At 41.7% G+C, this 16,999-nt stretch carries 12 protein-coding genes; 11 read left to right on the top strand and 1 reads right to left on the bottom strand.

Annotated features, from left to right (window positions below; all coding sequences use genetic code 11):
- Positions 1-218: 218 nt before the first annotated feature.
- The gene (locus E0E36_RS08255; protein ID WP_130855550.1) at positions 219-827 is read right to left on the bottom strand and encodes a polysaccharide deacetylase family protein; all 609 of its coding nucleotides are present in this window, start codon (positions 825-827) and stop codon (positions 219-221) included.
- A 99-nt stretch (positions 828-926) separates the two neighbouring features.
- On the opposite strand from E0E36_RS08255, the gene E0E36_RS08260 reads away from it, so the two are divergent.
- The 11 genes from E0E36_RS08260 to E0E36_RS08310 all read left to right on the top strand — a co-directional run bounded on the left by E0E36_RS08260 (position 927) and on the right by E0E36_RS08310 (position 16,777).
- Positions 927-2,294 carry a TolC family protein gene (locus E0E36_RS08260; protein WP_130856048.1) on the top strand — a complete coding sequence of 456 codons (1,368 nt, stop codon included), beginning with the start codon at positions 927-929 and terminating at the stop codon, positions 2,292-2,294.
- A 36-nt stretch (positions 2,295-2,330) separates the two neighbouring features.
- Entirely contained in the window at positions 2,331-3,692 is a 1,362-nt protein-coding gene (locus E0E36_RS08265; protein ID WP_013667383.1) for an efflux RND transporter periplasmic adaptor subunit, read from the top strand.
- 20 nt (positions 3,693-3,712) lie between these two features.
- Entirely contained in the window at positions 3,713-4,228 is a 516-nt protein-coding gene (locus tag E0E36_RS08270; protein ID WP_130855551.1) for a YdeI/OmpD-associated family protein, read from the top strand.
- Positions 4,229-4,335: 107 nt separating this feature from the next.
- Positions 4,336-5,721, top strand: a complete 1,386-nt coding sequence (gene mnmE / locus E0E36_RS08275) for a tRNA uridine-5-carboxymethylaminomethyl(34) synthesis GTPase MnmE (RefSeq protein WP_130855552.1) — start codon at positions 4,336-4,338, stop codon at positions 5,719-5,721.
- A gap of 265 nt (positions 5,722-5,986) precedes the next feature.
- On the top strand, positions 5,987-6,943 hold the full coding sequence (locus E0E36_RS08280) for a helix-turn-helix domain-containing protein (RefSeq protein ID WP_130855553.1): 957 nt from the start codon (positions 5,987-5,989) through the stop codon (positions 6,941-6,943).
- Between the two features lie 105 nt (positions 6,944-7,048).
- Positions 7,049-8,185 (top strand): site-specific integrase, encoded by a 1,137-nt coding sequence (locus tag E0E36_RS08285; RefSeq protein WP_130855554.1) that lies wholly within the window; start codon positions 7,049-7,051, stop codon positions 8,183-8,185.
- A gap of 66 nt (positions 8,186-8,251) precedes the next feature.
- Positions 8,252-8,602, top strand: coding sequence for a helix-turn-helix domain-containing protein (locus E0E36_RS08290; protein ID WP_130855555.1), 351 nt, complete (start codon positions 8,252-8,254; stop codon positions 8,600-8,602).
- Between the two features lie 53 nt (positions 8,603-8,655).
- Positions 8,656-9,198: an ADP-ribosyltransferase-containing protein gene (locus E0E36_RS08295; protein WP_130855556.1), complete on the top strand. Its 543-nt coding sequence runs from the start codon at positions 8,656-8,658 to the stop codon at positions 9,196-9,198.
- 33 nt (positions 9,199-9,231) lie between these two features.
- A complete protein-coding gene (locus E0E36_RS08300; RefSeq protein WP_130855557.1) occupies positions 9,232-9,555 on the top strand; it encodes a hypothetical protein in 324 nt (107 codons plus the stop codon).
- 123 nt (positions 9,556-9,678) lie between these two features.
- The gene (locus E0E36_RS08305) at positions 9,679-16,113 is read left to right on the top strand and encodes an ATP-binding protein (protein WP_130855558.1); all 6,435 of its coding nucleotides are present in this window, start codon (positions 9,679-9,681) and stop codon (positions 16,111-16,113) included.
- Entirely contained in the window at positions 16,049-16,777 is a 729-nt protein-coding gene (locus E0E36_RS08310; RefSeq protein WP_130855559.1) for a hypothetical protein, read from the top strand. Before E0E36_RS08305 ends, E0E36_RS08310 begins: the two co-directional genes overlap by 65 nt.
- Positions 16,778-16,999: the final 222 nt, after the last annotated feature.

Genomic DNA, 16,999 nt, shown 5'->3' on the forward strand with positions numbered 1-16,999 from the left:
ATAAGTAGGCTTTAGGCAATAAGCTATAAGCAGTAAGCATTAGGCTTGCACAAACCACCTATTATCACATTGTCTAACCGACCGTAGGGAGCTCATGAGTACCAAAAAAAGCAAACACTTACGAATAATCGGCTAATTTCCTACTTAACTACTTAACCACTCAACCACTTAACTACTTAACCACTCAACTACTCAACTACTCAACCACTTAACTATCACTACAAAAGCTTAAATTCATAACCCTTATCCAGCCAATAGTCAATGGCTTTTGGGAGGGCGTAAAGTAAGCGCGGTACAGCTTTTATATTGTCGTGAAATACGACGATAGAACCGTTGGTAACATGCTGTATGGCATTTTGGTAACAGGCTTCGGGGCTCAATTTGTGATCAAAGTCGTAGGTTATCACATCCCACATGATGATTTCGTATGTATCTCTTAGTTTTTTGAACTGTGGAAGGGTGCACTTACCATAAGGAGGACGAAATAGATTCGTTTGGGTAAGCTGTTGGCATTTCTCTACATTTTCCAAATAAGTAGCTAAAGGTGTTTGCCAGCCTTTTAAATGGTTATAGGTGTGATTGCCTACTCGATGGCCTTGAAGCTTGACTTGCTCAAAAATTTCAGGATGTTTAATAATGTTTTCGCCAACGCAAAAGAAGGTAGCTTGAATGTTATATTTTTTTAAGATATTTAATACCTCTGGTGTAACATCAGGTATGGGTCCGTCGTCAAAGGTTAAATAAATATGCTTTTCTTTCCGATTGCGATTCCAGGTGAGTTTAGGTAGAAGTAAGCGTAACCATAAAGGTGATTTGACAATATTCATTTTACGGCGCAGTGATTTGTTTAGGGCGAAGGTAAAACAATTAAATACATTAATAAGAAGTTGAGAAAAATTTACTAGATGATACAACGTAAACCCGCAATGAAATATTTTAAATATGGCAGCTCAGTACTAATTGCATGTGCCATCTCCGTTTCCGCCAGCGCGCAGAAAACCATTACCATCCGAGAAGCTCTAGATCAGGCTTTACGTAATAATTTACAGGTTAAACAGGCTGTCTTTCAAAGCTCGCTGAGTGAAGAGGATGTGTTGCAGGCGAAGATGGACCTTTACCCATCGGTTAGTGGTACCGTACAAGGGTCTAAGAATTGGGGTTTAAGTTTTGACCAGACTGCGGGAACCTTGATTAATACATCAGTTACACAAGCAGGTGCGAGTGTAACGGGTAATATGCTGCTGTTTGGTGGTTTTCAAAAAGTAAACCAGATTAAAGCGAATAAATACCAATTGCTGTCCAATCAAACCAATGTCGATAAAGTAAAAAATGATCTGGTACTACAGGTGGTAACCAAATACTTGGAAGCCTTAAGTAATAAGGATATGGCTACGGCTGCTAAGCAACAGGTGGCATTATCGACCGAGCAATTAGAAGCGCAGAAATATAATTATGAAGTAGGTAATAAGACGCTGGCCGACTTATCCCAAGCGAAGAGCCAATTAGCCACCGATGAATTAAACCTGGTTACCGCGCAAAATGCTTACGATTTATCCATCCTGGATCTGAAACAGTTAATGGAAATGAACCCGGTAAATGATATTGCCCTGGAAAAACCGCCCTTGCCGGATGTAGCAAAATTGGTTTCCAGCTATGTAGCAGAAGACATTTATCAAGAGGCCGTGCAACAATATCCCGATATTAAGGTGGCGGAATATAATACATTGGTGGCATTAAAAAACATAGACATCGCCAAAGGAGGTTTTTATCCGCAATTATCCATTGGAGCTGGTTATGGGACGAACTATTCATCGCAGGCAGGTGACAGGCATATTGTTGGGGACCAGATAATAGTTACACCCGTTAGTTTAGGCAGGCAACTGGATCGTAACAAGAATACAAACGTTTTTGCACAATTAAGTATTCCCATTTTTGACAATTACAGAAGAAACATCACCTTAAGAAAAGCCAAGATTTCTTACGAAAGTGCGGTGAATGATGAACGCTTAGCGAAGAACAACCTGAATAAAGTGGTTAATCAGGCGGTATTGGATCTAAGAACGGCTGAGAAGAAGTATTACTCTACGCAAGAAAATTTTAAATCGGCTTCGGATGCTTTTGAGGTGTTGAAACAGCGTTACGATGTAGGTTTGGCAAATGCGGTAGAGCTATCCACACAACAAACTGCCAAGAATAAAGCTGAATTTGATTTTATTCAAGCACGATACGACTTTATTTTTAGAAGCAAGGTGATTGACTTTTATTTAGGTCGCCCCATCACCTTTAATAATTAATGGGCTATTATATTTATCATAACATCAAAATAAACCATGGCGAAGAAGAAAAAAGGTACACTTAAATATATCATCATTGGTGCAGTTGTTTTGCTTATCCTGGTGGTTATAGCCGGCAAGATGGGCTGGATCGGTGGGCCAAAGAAAGAATTGATTGCCACCGAGAAAGCGGAGAAGCGGACGGTTCAGGAAACGGTATCGGCTAGTGGCAAGGTACAGCCTGAAAAAGAAGTAAAGCTGAGCTCGGAAGTGTCCGGAGAAATTGTGGAGCTGAATGTGAAGGAGGGAGAAGTGGTGACGAAAGGACAAATTTTATGTCGTATTAAGCCGGACATCTTACAATCAGGGTATGACAAAGCCGTTGCTTCTTTAAATTCACAACGTGCTGCATTAGCTTCTGCACAACAACAATTGAAGCAATCCGAAGCTTCCTTAAATATTATGGAAGCTACTTTTAAACGGACGCAACAGCTTTACAATCGGAAAGTAATTTCGGCCGCGGAATTTGATAAAGCCAGAACCGACTACGAAAGTGCCCTCGCGAGTGTAGAAGCACAACGGCAGAATGTAATTGGCTCTCGTTACGGAATCGACCAATCGCAAGCAGCGGTGAAAGAGGCGGGCGATAATTTGGCGAGAACGACCATTTATGCACCGGTAGATGGCGTTATCTCCTGGTTGGGGGCTGAGCAGGGAGAGCGCGTGGTAGGAACTGCGCAGATGGCGGGAACCGAGATTATGCGCATTGCTAACATGAGTTCAATGGAAGTGAACGTGGATGTAAATGAAAGTGACATCAACCGGGTTTCGTTGAACAATGAAGCTACCATCGAAATCGATGCATTCCGAGGCAGAAAATTTAAGGGCATTGTAACGGAGATTGCAAGCTCTTCGTCAGCAAATGCCTTGTCTTCTTCCTCTACCACAACCACTTCCAACACGGATCAGGTAACGAATTTTACGGTGAAAGTTCGAATCTTACCGGAGTCGTACGAAGATTTGTTAAAACCGAACCGGCCCAATCCATCTCCTTTTAGACCGGGATTGTCGGCTACAGTTGATATCTTGACGGAAAAAGATACCGGTTTAGCCGTTCCTATCCAAGCGGTAACAACGCGCGAAGATGCAACCGCGAAGAAGGACAGCACGGCCAATGACGCTAAAAAAGACGATGGATTTAAATCGAATGTAAAGGAATATGTATTTGTTTATGATCCGGCCACAACCAAGGTGAAACAAGTCGAGGTAACTACCGGTATTCAGGACGATGCTTATATCCGTATCTTATCAGGACTGAAAGAGGGGCAGGAAGTAGTAATACGGCCGTTCAATGCCATCAGCAAAACCTTGAAAGACGGTGATCTGGTAGAAAAAACAACAAAAGATAAAGTGAATTAGTAGATTGAGTGTAGAATGTTATGATTGTTTTCCAAGCTGAGATACTAAAATTTAGCAGCAAAGGCGAAAAGAGCGGCTGGTCTTACATCGAAATTCCGCGAGCGCTTGCAGAGCAGTTAAAATCAGACTATCGAAAGAGTTTTCGTGTAAGAGGGATAATAGATCAGCAGCCTGTGCATGGATTAGCCCTTACCCCCATGGGTGAGGGCAATTTTATTTTAGCATTAAGGGCATCGCTGCGAAAAAAAATCCGTAAAGAAGAAGGTGATATCATCCAGCTGGAGCTGGAAGAGGATACCGACTTCAAAATGGAAATACCCGAAGATCTTGAGTTATGCCTTTGTGAGGAGGAGACTTGGATCAACCAATTTCTATCCCTGGCAAAGTCGCACCAGCATTACTTTATCAAATGGATCAATGAAGCCAAAACGGAAGCAACGCGTACCAAACGGATTGCCTTAACGGTAGAAGCAATGGAAAAACAGCTCGACTTTGGTGCAATGATTCGTATGGACAAAGCGAGGAGGAATAGTTAAAATGCCTGTTAAATAAAAGATGGCGTACATTTTGATAGGAGGTTATGAGCAATGATATTTAAATTCATCGCTAGAAATTATCTCCTAACAAATAAGTATCTTTGTGTATGTCAATAATAAGCATGGAAGCCGAAAGTGCTGACACAATTGTTGCACTTGCGACACCCACAGGAAGCGGTGCCATTGCCGTTATCCGTTTGTCGGGACCACAAGCAATTGAAATAGTAAACGGCGTCTTTAAGGGAAAAGATTTAAGCAAACAAGCAAGCCATACAGTGCATTTTGGAACCATCCGCGACGAGGGTGGGAAAATTTTAGATGAAGTGCTGGCTTCTATTTTTATTGCACCCCATTCTTATACGAGAGAAAATGTAGTAGAGGTTTCTACGCATGGTTCCAAGTATATTGTAGAAAGCATTATTAAGCTTTTTATAAGAAAAGGTGCCCGTGCTGCAAAACCGGGGGAATTTACACTTAGAGCTTTTTTGCATGGAGGAATGGATCTATCACAGGCGGAGGCTGTGGCAGATTTGATTGCTTCTAATTCGGCCGCTTCACATCAAGTTGCAATGCAGCAAATGCGTGGTGGCTTCTCCAATGAATTAAAACAATTACGGGAACAGCTGATTCATTTTGCTTCTATGATTGAGCTGGAGCTCGATTTTTCAGAGGAAGATGTCGAATTTGCAAACCGCAGTCAACTCAAGGATCTCATCCTGGAGATCATTAAAGTGTTACACCGACTTATTTTATCGTTTGAGCAAGGTAATGTGCTAAAGAATGGCGTTCCGATCGTTATTGCCGGTAAACCAAATGTGGGTAAATCCACGCTGTTGAATGCTTTGCTAAACGAAGAAAGAGCGATTGTGTCTGATATTGCCGGTACAACGCGGGATACCATTGAGGATGAAATCAACATTCAAGGAGTAAGCTTCCGTTTTATCGATACGGCTGGCATTCGGGATACGGAAGATATTATTGAAGCGAAAGGGGTAGAACGTACGCGCGAGAAAATGAAAAAGGCCCGATTGGTTATTTATTTGGTAGATCCGGTTGATGATGCATTTGAAGAGGTTTCCATTCAGGTGGCGGATCTGATTTTACTGAGAACGCCTTTTGTTCTGGTCATCAATAAAAAGGATCTGTTATCACCCGATGCGTTAGCCCAATACGAGCCGCTTAACCCGGTATTTATATCAGCTAAAAGTGGAGATGGGGTAGAGGCGCTGAAAGAAGAGCTCTTAAATCAGGTAAGTCTCCGAAATATTAATGTAGATGATGTAATGGTAACCAATATTCGACATGTAGAGGCGCTTCTTAAAACGCAAGCATCGCTGGAAAAGGTTTTGTACGGAATTGATAACCCGATTACCTCAGACTTTCTAGCGATGGACATAAGGCAGGCACTCCATCATTTAGGAGAGATTACGGGACAAGTAAGCACGGAAGACCTCTTGGATAACATATTCAGTAAGTTTTGCATCGGGAAGTAGACCTCAGTAACATTCGGAAATATCACGTTTTTTTATTACGTAAGAGCCTGTAAATTAACTTTTACAGGCTTTTTGTTTACGCCACCCACCTTTTTTGTTCGTCGGTTTTCAGGTATTTTTGTTGCTCATTTGTTACTCAAAAGCGGGAATCAAATGGCATTTGAAAATTGGGAGAGTTTAGCGGCCTTAATGAACCTTAATGAACCTAAACAAACCTAGTTGAACACAATATAGCATATTATAGCTGAACAAAAAACAGGCGGATATGTCATCGAATATCAAAGTCAAAAAGATATGTGAGTATTGCGGTAATGAGTTTGAAGCCAGAACCACGGTTACCAGGTATTGTAGCCACGTATGTAACCGAAGGGCTTACAAAGCGCTGCAGCGGGGAAAGAAGGTTGAGGTCGCTGTGGCTCAAACTGCCATTGTCCGAAATAAACCATTGCTTGATGTGAAAGAAAAGGCTGTGCTGTCCGTAAAAGAAGCCGCTCTTCTGATGGGACTTCGCCGACAGGTCATCAATGAAATGATCAACAGCGGTCGGCTACCTGCAACGAATTTCGGTGTCAGGAAGACCAGGATAAAGAGGGAGGATCTCGATGCGCTATTTTCAGGTCCCGATGACTTTGTACCCCTGGCACAGCTGGTGAAAAAAGAAAATACTGACCGGCCGCTGGAGAGAGATGAGTGTTATACCATAGTTGAGGTACTGGATAAATATGACGTGTCACCCAGCACATTACAGAAGATGATCACTGCAAACAATGTCCGGAAACAAAAGGATGGTAGGAATATTTTGGTGCCCAAAGCAGTGATTGACAGCTTACTTGATGGTTTTGAGCAAGGGGAAAATACTTACCCAAGGGAGATCCGGCCTTTAGATCCGGTAGCCTGTTATACTATTGGAGAGGCTGAAAAACTACTCGGACTTTCTCCATCTGCGGTATACTATGGGATCATGCGCCGGGGAATACAAAAGCAGCTGGTGGGAAACCATACCTATGTACTTCGATCGGATATCGATAAATGGGCATCGGAATTGAATGAGCGGATTGCGCCCGATGAGCGGTATTCAATAGATGAGATTGCCAAGATATTGGGCAGATCACGAACCGCCGTCGAAAAAATTCTTAAAGACCATGCGATCGAGAAGATAAAGGAGAAAAACAGGGTTTACGTACTTAAGAGAGACGTTGAACATTTGCAAACGAAATTATGAAGCGGACCGCCATAGTAAAATGTACAGGTGCAAAAATTGCGGATGATTTTGCCACCATAATATTTTTATTACAATTGTGCAGGCGGTTCAAAGATGTAGGTTGATATGAAAGTAAAGTTGAGGAAGAAACCGATAAGTCAGGGAAGGATGAGCCTTTACCTTGATATTTATCCACCGGTACCACATCCTGTTACCGGTAAGGTAACGAGATGGCAATTTCTCGAACTTTATACCTATAGAAGGCCAAAGACTGAGTTGGAAAAAAGACACAATAAGGAAACCCTGGAACTTGCGACTCATATCTGCGCCAATACGCAACTGGAAGTTCAGAACAGGCGTTTTGCTTATGTCCCCAACTCCAAATTGGATAGCAATTTCCTCCTATTTTTCGAAGCGTTGATGAATAAGCGGAAAGGCTCGACATTGGAAAACTGGAAGAACGCGATTGTATATTTCAAAGATTTTGCAGGCGAGTTTGTCTCTTTCCGACAAATCAACGAAACGTTCTGTGAAGAATATGCCGACTATTTAAAACAGGCACCGGCGTTGGGAAGATGGAAAAGACCAATTAAAAGAAACACACAGGTGAGTTATTTTGTGAAGTTCACCTATTCTTTAAAGCAAGCTTTTAAAAAGAAATATTTGTATGAGGATATAGCTGAAATGATCGATGGCATAAGCCCAGCTGAAACCCATCGGGAGTTTCTGTTCCAGGACGAGTTACAGCGGCTTGCCGATACCCCGTGTGCATCAGAGGATATTCGAAGGGCATCGCTTGTTGCTGCATTGACAGGTCTACGCTTCTCGGATATTAAAACTTTATTATGGTCAGAAATCCGTGGAGCCAAAGGAAATTACTACATACAGTTCACGCAGGAAAAAACCAAATCGGCGGATGTGCTTCCTGTATCAGATATTGCAGTCGCCTTAATGGGTACACGCGGAAATTGGGATACACCGGTATTTCCCAATCTCACCTATAGCCGCGTGAGATATGTCCTGAGTGATTGGATCAGAGCAGCCAAAATCGAAAAGAAGATTACCTTCCATTGTTTCAGGCACACATTTGCTACCCTGCAGTTGGCGCGGGGAACGGATATCTATGTAGTTTCAAAAATGTTGGGTCATAAGCGTATTGAGACAACGATGATATATGTGAAGATTGTGGATGAACTTAAACGGAATGCTGCAAATACAGTTAGACTGGATATCTCCAGATTGGAAATCAAAGATGCGGCGTAGTCCATACAAAGCTATGTGCGGTGATAGTTGTACAAAATGTTTGAGGGTAAATAAAACGTGAAGAAGATGGGGATGACATTTGAAGAACTGTATGACGGAATCAGGGCGCTGAACAGGAAGCTTGACATATTAACCGAAATTGTCAAAAACATACAAAGAAGTGAATGCGCTGACGATGAACCTATGGATGTTGAAGCGGCGGCCCGATTTTTAAAGATAGCTGTCCGTACCGTATATGATAAAGTATACAAAAAGCAACTCCCCTTCTATAAAAAAGGAAAGCACCTTTATTTTTACAAGGAAGAGTTAGATGCATATATTGCCTCGGGGAAGCCCAAAGGGTATGAAGAATATCAGAATGAGGCAATGGAGCATATGAAAAAGAGGAAAAGAATACCTGCAAGCCGCTATTTGTGAAGTAGTGAAGGACGGAATTTCGAGTTAAGGAGAGGGATGCAAAGCGGGATGATATGGTGAAAAGGGACAGTAATCCGGTAATTGTAAAAGCATACCATGGAACCGATGCAAAGTTCAAAGAATTCGATCTGGCTTTTAAGGGAAGCAACACAGGTTGGGACAATTGCACACACGGTATTTTCTTTTCCGATAAAATTAACAATGCCGCAATGTTTGGCGATCGCATCATTGAGGCTGAACTGACTATGCGCATGTCTGCGGACTTAAGACTGGAGGAAATCTTTTCGAATGAAAAACAAGCCTCAGTACTTGCTGAAATCATCTTTGGTGAGAGGCTAAGCAACGTGAAAGCGTTGGAAAGGCTCAATGAGGAAATAGGTTTGGGAGAACTGGGAGAGATGTGGGACAGCCTGAACACCTCCGACGCCAATGAGCTCTTAAAACAACATGGGTATGATAGTATTATTTCAGATATGGGTGATTCCAATGTGGAGTTTATCATATTTGACACAAAGCAAATTCAAATTATCAGTGAATTTTCAATGCAACAGCGACAAGTTGCCAAAAGAGCGGTCAGACGTGGTTTGCACACATAAGCAGATACTTCCTGCAGACGGGAACAGTAGGCAATGGAATATTTAAAAAATGGAAAGGAGTGGGAGATGGAAGAAAATTATCAATATAAATTCAGAGCTGAATGCGTTCAAGACGTTGATAATCTTAAAGAGAGGTTGCCTGGACGCTATGATGTTCAATTTATGGAGGGATTCCCGGATGTAGAAGTAAGACTTTCCACTAATCTAAACTTGAATGAAGTACTGAAAGTAATGGAAACCGTTCCTGACGGTCATGTTATGCTTGAAACAGTTGAACACGAGGAAGAATATACAGGTGTACGGAAATATTTCCGTCGAGCTGAACGGCCAAAAGGACGAAAAATCAACAAGCCTTAGTTGCTATTTGTCCATCCGTAACTATACATTTTGGGGGCAGGTTTCATCTTATGCAACAAATAGCGATAATTGGACAAATGACATATAAAGTTTAATTTAGGTACGTATTAACTGAATTAACTATTGGCAACGAATGATGTAGATAACGGCAGAGTTACCGTTGACGCCCATGAGTCGAATGCTGGGACAGATTTTCATATACTTTGGTGTATAGAGCGTGCTTTTTCGCTTCTGCATGCGGGAGACAAGGGGCTGCGTTTAATTGCAGTGGAAAGCCTCACTCCCAAAGATAAAATTGAAACAGATCCCGACGGTGATAAGCTTTTAGCCGTAGATATGAGTGAGTATTACGATGGTGAGGATGTTAAAACGGCCTCTAAAATTATCATCGTACAGTTAAAATATAGCACGAAGCATTCGCAAAAGGAGTGGACAGCATCGGGCATTTGTACCGGAAAGAAGGCGAAAGGAGTAGGTTCCATAATCGATAGGTTCGTTTCTACATACAATAGCCTTAAGGAGAAATGCGATATTGGAAAGATTGAGATCAAGCTCGTCAGTAATAGGCCAGTCAATGAACGATTAAATAAAATTGTTCAAGAAGCTAAGCGTCTTTTGAGTTCCTCACCGTTCAAATTATCCATTGAGAAATTAAAGACGAAGTTAAATGCCAGTGAACAAAAGGATCTTGAACGAATAAAAGACGTTGCAAACTTAAAGGCCGAAGAACTGATTTATTTCTTGGCCATACTGAACTTTGACGACTGCGACACCCAATCCCGTGCGCTATTAAGAGCAAACCATTTAGCGCATATAAATTCTTTGGGGATTGTTGAAGCGGGGAGACAGCTCGCCGTGCTGGAAGCTTATGTAAGAAGCAAGACCTATCCGGAAGCAAAACTCAATAATACTATTAACCTAACAGAATTACTGTTGGAATTCGAGATTCCGACCTATGAGTCCATTTTTCCTGTAAAAAACGCTTTTAAGGAGGGTAATTATATCAAGAGAAAAGCCGTTGATGAAATTTATGACCTAATTAATAAGTCTAACTCCCCGTATCCATATTGTATTCACGGCCCGGCGGGCATAGGAAAGACTACGTTTCTACAGCAGATAAAGGATATAGATCAGGATAATATATTTATCTTATTTGATTGTTACGGTGGAGGGGCCTACCTTGATCCTGATGACATGCGACATCGGCATGAATACGGGCTGTTGACAATCTGTAACGAAATGGCAAAGGCGCTTGGCACACCGTTATTATTGAAGAGAGGGCAGAATGAAGGATACTACATAAAGGAATTTGCAAAGAGAATCAGAGATGCGGCAGAAATAATGAAGGAAATAAGACCTGGGAAGAAAATTTATTTATGTATCGATGCAGCTGATAACTCAATTGCAGCGGCAAGGCAGTCAGGATCAAAAGAGTTTATTTCCGAAATTGCGGGTATTAAATATCCGGATAATATTAAGCTCATAATTACCACCCGTACACATCGTAAAGGCTTTCTTTCTTCAAATGCTTGGATTAACGAGCACGAACTTGGCCCTTTTACAGAGGATGAAACCGGGAATCTACTCTCGCTTACGGGAATACCGTATACAGAAAATGATTTGAAAGAATTGCAGTACCTCAGTAAGGGAATCCCGAGGGTTATTAGTTATGTTCTGGCAATTGAAGGTACGTTGGCACTCAAAATGGACCCCTTGAAGCCGGATGGTAAAGATTTAGATCAGATTTTCAGGAGGACAGTAGAGCAGGCGGAATTAAGGTCGGGAGATAAAGGGCTGTTTAGAAGGATTGTCCGGCATTTCATGGCCTTACCGAGGCCCGTTCCGGTGAAATTAGTGAATGAGATCGTTGGAGCAGATCCGCAGTTTTGCAGCGACGTGCTGATCGATCTTTCAAGTGGCGTGGTTGTGGAGGGCAATCACGTACATTTTAATGATGAGGACTTCGAAACCTTTTTAAAAGGTTGGAGCGAGAAGGTTCCGATGGATTACGGTCACATAGGCGAAATACTCCTTTTATATGCCGAATCAGATGAATATGCCAGTACGAATCTCGCGTTGTATCTCGAGCTAGGAAATAACCATGAAGAATTACAGCAGGTTGTACTTGAACGAAAGTATTTGACTAAACCGGAAGATCAATTTCGGAAGACACAGGTTTTTGTGAACCGCGCAAAGGCGGCAATGAAGTACGCGTTTGAGGCAAAGAACATGCTGGTTTATTCAAAATTGCAGGTGATAACAGCCGAAGCAACTTCGTCCAACCAAATCCTTATAAATTTGTTGTCGGATAATCCGGAACTCCATGCTCTTTTTACCTATGATTCGACCAAAGATAGACGGTATAGTATAGCTCCCAAAATCGAGGTGTTGGGGGGACATTATTATAGGGCCTCTGCCATTCTGTCCCGGAATAAGGGAACTCATGATACAGCTAGGTCTCTATTAAAATCTGCTGATGCCTGGACGAAAAAATGGAAGTCCGTAAATAGCAATAATAACGATTTTGAGTTGGATGAGAGGGATATCAGTTTCGGTATAGAGGCAAATTTACGTCTTTACGGAGCTGAAAAGGCAATGAAATGGGCTGAAAAATGGAGACCCAGTGAAATGATCTTCAGAATTATCTATCCTACAATCAGTCGTATTGTTAGCACTTCTGAAGTATCTCAATTGGAGGAGTGGTTAACTGACTTACCTGAGCACCGGTTTGATGTAAATATCGAAATCTGTAGGGCACTTAGGGATGGAGGCTTGCCTTTGGGGAAGGGATTGGAAAAGGATATTCTGGAGCTGGAGCGCATTTTGTCATCAGGAAAGATTGCACCCGATTCTATTTGGAACGTTTTGCGGTTTGCCATAGAATATTTACTTTTTAACGATGGGGACAAGGTGGTGCTGCAGAGTCTGGTAGGAAAATTACCCAACAAATCGCCAACACGTTTGGCTAGATTTTCAGATACTTCTTATGATAGGAAGGATGAAGTTGAGTTGATGGGTTATGTATTAGGACAATGCTATACCAATGTAATAACAGAAATAGATAGAAAACCAGAGGAGCTGCTACCAGTAAGAGAAAACATCGCCGAATCCTCCTACACCGAGAACCGTTATGAACAAGACAGGCAACGATTGGCCAAATTTTTCAATAAAGTTTATCCGCTGGTTAATTACATTATATCTGCTTTAGTAAATAAATCAGGGGAATATGAATTATATAAAGGGCTCGAACAGCATCTTAAACAGGTAACGTTCGAATACGATTTTCCGGGAGATCACGGAAGTAAGGAGGGATTGGCAATCACTATTTGCGATCAGATTTTTATGGTTGTGCATGTGGCCGGGAATAAAGAGCATTTGTTTAAAATTTTACAGGACCATTTTATTGACCAATTAAACCATAAAACGCAGTTTTTTATCTACCTGGCGCAAAAGGCCTCTGTTTTGCGACTACCCGTTTTGGTAACGGAGCTATTATCTGCTGCAGAAAAGGCAGGAGACCACAACAGGCTCCCTGCATCAGAAATCATCGCATTCTATATGAAGGCCACGAAGATAGCCGGTTCAGTTTCTTATCTGTTAAGTAAAGGCTATTTTGACAAACTTGTCCGAGCCTCGGAGGAAATTGACATGGAGGCTTTCGATCGGATCAGGCTGCTTCCCAGGATAGCTGGTTCCCATAACTTTAATTCATGGCAGCTGGCAGTGGAATTTGCCCGTTATGTGGAGTATTGTTCGATTAAACTGGATGGGTATGATGATTTTCCGTGGGAATCTGCCCTTGATGGCATTGTAAAACTTAACCGCTTTGTTCTTTTGCCCGTATTGTGCACCTGGGATCATCGATCAGTCCGACCAATAGATAATTCCTTGTTGGATGCATTGGTGGTTCTCAGCAGGTACGATATCTTAGATAAAACGGCAATTGCCGCCCTAATTTCGGCTCAAAGCCATTACTGGTATCCATATGCTGCTCTTGTCGATGATCTGCTCGGACGGTTTATTAAAGATTCAAACACACGGCATAAACAAATGTTTGTGGACAATATTTATCGTGACGCCATGTTTGAAATGAATAACCGGCAGCAGAAGGGGATGATAACTAAAATGGTAGAGGTTCTTGAGAAAAATAATATCGGAGAAACAAACGTAGCGTTTGAGCTGAAGCGTTATTCAAGTTTATTAGATGCTGATAAGCCAGAAGGCTATACATACCCAATCACCTCGTCGGGCAGTGTAGAGAATAAACCAATTTTGTTGGAGAACAAGGATCTTTTGGATTTCGATTCCTTTTGTAGCCTGCTGAAAAATATCCAACAAAATAATCAAATGGGGACGGGAAATCATGATTTACTATCGGTTATTATTCAATCGAGTAATGGGTTATCACAGAACCAGTATACGTCATTCCTTGATAATATAATTGGAATTAGCAGAGAGCTACTGCCCTTTTATTATTTCAGAGAGGTTATAGAGGACCGATTAACCGCATGGCGGAATTTTCCTGAAGTAACAGAATGGCTCAGAGAGAACTATATTCGCATCGTTTTTTCCGGCCAACAGGAATATATAAAGATAGAAGGGGAGAATGGGCTCAACTACCTGGAGAAGTTTCTCACCATCGCCAAAATTAGCCGAGAGGAATTTACGAAGAGTTTGCAGAAACATCTTCCTTTAATGATTGAAAACTTTTCGGGTGAAGAATTATACCGTCTTTTGGAGATTACGACTGTGAATCTAAGTGAGCAGCAAGTGTCGGAATTCATACCCTGGTTATTATCTCAGTGGAGCGCAAAAATCAGTGGAGATTTCCCTGCGAATGCTTTGAGGAATGTTACTCACCTAAATACTGGCTTAGATCTCCTTGTGGGTGTTTATCGTTATCTGCTCGGACATCCGGATAAGCGGACAAGATGGAGGACTGCAGGATCGCTGGTGCGTTTAGTTGAGTTTGGTAGAGAAGATGTTCTTGGCGAACTAGTTCAACAACAGAATAATCAAGATTGCTCTCCCTTCAGAGATGAAAAGGAACCATTTTATTGGTTGGCAAGCAAAACCTGGTTATGGATTGTTCTCCATAAGTTATCATGTCAGAAGTCAGAATTATTACTAAAGCTTAAAGATAAATTTGTAGAAGAGTTCAGATCTCCAGAACGAGCTCATGCGCAGATACTGTTATTTATCCAAAAGACCTGCCTGAATATTGAAAGTTTCTTTCCGGGCACATTTGAAAAAGAGGATGTAGAGCACTTGAATACGATGCTTAACAGTAAGTTAAAACCCGTTAGGAAGAAAACAGGCTCGAAGCGCTCGAATGACAAGATAAGGTTTGATTTTAATTACCTTGATACAGTTGAGCATTGGTTTGGATCATTGGGAAGGGGCTTTGATTTATCCGGCCTAGAGGTTGCCAAATTCGTAGACGATATCCTTATTGACGATTGGCTGATTCAGACAAAGCTTCCTGAATATAGGAATACGGATAGCTATCGCCATGAGCTGACCTACCATTACAAGCATGATTACCCTACCGTGGAGCCTTACAAGTCCTACCTGGAGTTTCAGGGCATGCAGTACGCTGCAATGCGGATTCTTCGACGGGTTCCAGAAGTTAAGGACGACGATTGGGTGTGGTCAAGTTGGCCACATTGGTTAGAGAATCAAGGGTTGTTCTGGGATGATTGCTGGTTGACGGATTTAAAAGATCCGGTACCAGATGATAGGGAATTCTGGACATCCCCAAAGATCGGTATCAATTGGAGATATGAAATTTCCCTTAAAGATCTGATGGCTCTTCCTAAATATGGAACTTGGAAGAATGGTCGCCGAAGATTCCTGATATGGGAGAGTTCAACTATAAACTGGGGAAAAGACTATGAATCCAGATCCATTACCACAGCGTTGGTTAAAAGTAAATATGCTCAGGCAGCATTGAATACCTTTCAAACATTAAATGACCGATATTTTCATCATTTTAGTAGTGAGAATGGAGAGGAAGACCCAGAGGAAAGAGAACAGGTATCCAATCGATCCGCGAGGAAGACGCTATACCCTGAAAAGGCCGTCTTTAAGCTGATTCCCACACTTAGATTCGAAAAGCCAGAGCGAACATCCGTTGATGAATCCGATGTTAAGGTTAAAGGAATGCATAAATATCGGGGCTCTCTTGGATCAGTTTTCACCAATCGCCATCCTATCAGTTTTTCAAAGGACCTAAGGTATTCCTTTATAAAGGACATCGAAGGGGAGCCTTTGAGCGTTTTTGAAAGTTGGACGAATGCTCCGGAAAGGGAGGGATATGGTGAAGATTATAGTTCCGGCATAAGGATGTATATTGATGAGGCCTGGATGCTCCGCTTTTTAGAGAAGAACGATCTATGCCTATTATTACAATCCGAAATGCACCGGCATCAAGATCGAGTTGAGAGTAGCTATGATTATAACGAATATGCACTATATCAATTAATTAAACCAGATGGAACCATCGAAACATTATCAGGAAATTTTGCAGTTGGGAAAAAAGATAGTCAAGCTATTTGATGATCCAGGAGATAATGATATAACGCTAAATTGGATGTCAAATTATCTGGCGGAGCTTTTACTAAAGTTGGAGAAAGAAGGTGATGCCGCTGAAAAAGAGCGTCTCCAGAAAGAGGTATTTGATACCATTATTCAGCTTTGGCAGAATAGGAAGCATTTCCCTCCAGGTCACGTTCCTCTCGGTAGCATGTCAAACCTACTTGACGTATTACGATCTTTTGATGATTCGGATCAGGATAGTTACTACTGGCGCAGGATGAGACCGTTTGAAAATAGCGCAAGTTGGGGAGAGTACCTGAGAGCACTGCGCAATTCTATTGAACAGTCACTGGAACTGACGGTAAGTTTGGTAGCCTCCCTGGATATCTTACGGAAAGAGCAGGAGTGGAAGGAGCATATTGAGTTATTAGAGGAGGATGAGAAGAAGCTGGTGAATTGGATTGATTCTGTTATCGATGGCGGCCAGTCCAATGAAATAGTAAGAATAATAGTAAAACATAAAGGGCTGGACGAAAGCGAGGGTGAAAAATCGCGGATTGAAAAGGCGTTCAAAAAGCTGAGGGAGCTGCATGAAGAGCAAGGAAAGCGACTGGATTCTTTTGAGAAGGTATATTTGGCACGGTCTATTTTGGTTCCGAACAAAAGAAGAAAGAAGAAAAGTTAAAGAACTCTGTCGTGTCTATGAGAGTGCAGGTTGAATAATTTTCTATTAAACACTGCTTTTGAATGTTAGACAAGATTTTACGTTTGGCCATAAGGGATCAAAATAAATACAGGTTTTTACTTTATTTTAAACAACGGCTTCTAAAGATTTTTTTCAACTTGGGCTAATGGATATGTTATTCGATCTATATCTCAATAAATTAGCGACATAAAATAAGTACCT

It is taken from the genome of Olivibacter jilunii (genome assembly GCF_900607235.1).
Taxonomy (GTDB): Bacteria; Bacteroidota; Bacteroidia; order Sphingobacteriales; family Sphingobacteriaceae; genus Olivibacter; species Olivibacter oleidegradans.

Bases quoted from the DNA above. Each gene is read 5' to 3' on its own strand.
- E0E36_RS08255 (WP_130855550.1), bottom strand. From the start codon at position 827: ATGAATATTGTCAAATCACCTTTATGGTTACGCTTACTTCTACCTAAA.
- E0E36_RS08260 (WP_130856048.1), top strand. From the start codon at position 927: ATGAAATATTTTAAATATGGCAGCTCAGTACTAATTGCATGTGCCATC.
- E0E36_RS08265 (WP_013667383.1), top strand. From the start codon at position 2,331: ATGGCGAAGAAGAAAAAAGGTACACTTAAATATATCATCATTGGTGCA.
- E0E36_RS08270 (WP_130855551.1), top strand. From the start codon at position 3,713: ATGATTGTTTTCCAAGCTGAGATACTAAAATTTAGCAGCAAAGGCGAA.
- mnmE (WP_130855552.1), top strand. From the start codon at position 4,336: ATGTCAATAATAAGCATGGAAGCCGAAAGTGCTGACACAATTGTTGCA.
- E0E36_RS08280 (WP_130855553.1), top strand. From the start codon at position 5,987: ATGTCATCGAATATCAAAGTCAAAAAGATATGTGAGTATTGCGGTAAT.
- E0E36_RS08285 (WP_130855554.1), top strand. From the start codon at position 7,049: ATGAAAGTAAAGTTGAGGAAGAAACCGATAAGTCAGGGAAGGATGAGC.
- E0E36_RS08290 (WP_130855555.1), top strand. From the start codon at position 8,252: ATGGGGATGACATTTGAAGAACTGTATGACGGAATCAGGGCGCTGAAC.
- E0E36_RS08295 (WP_130855556.1), top strand. From the start codon at position 8,656: ATGGTGAAAAGGGACAGTAATCCGGTAATTGTAAAAGCATACCATGGA.
- E0E36_RS08300 (WP_130855557.1), top strand. From the start codon at position 9,232: ATGGAATATTTAAAAAATGGAAAGGAGTGGGAGATGGAAGAAAATTAT.
- E0E36_RS08310 (WP_130855559.1), top strand. From the start codon at position 16,049: ATGGAACCATCGAAACATTATCAGGAAATTTTGCAGTTGGGAAAAAAG.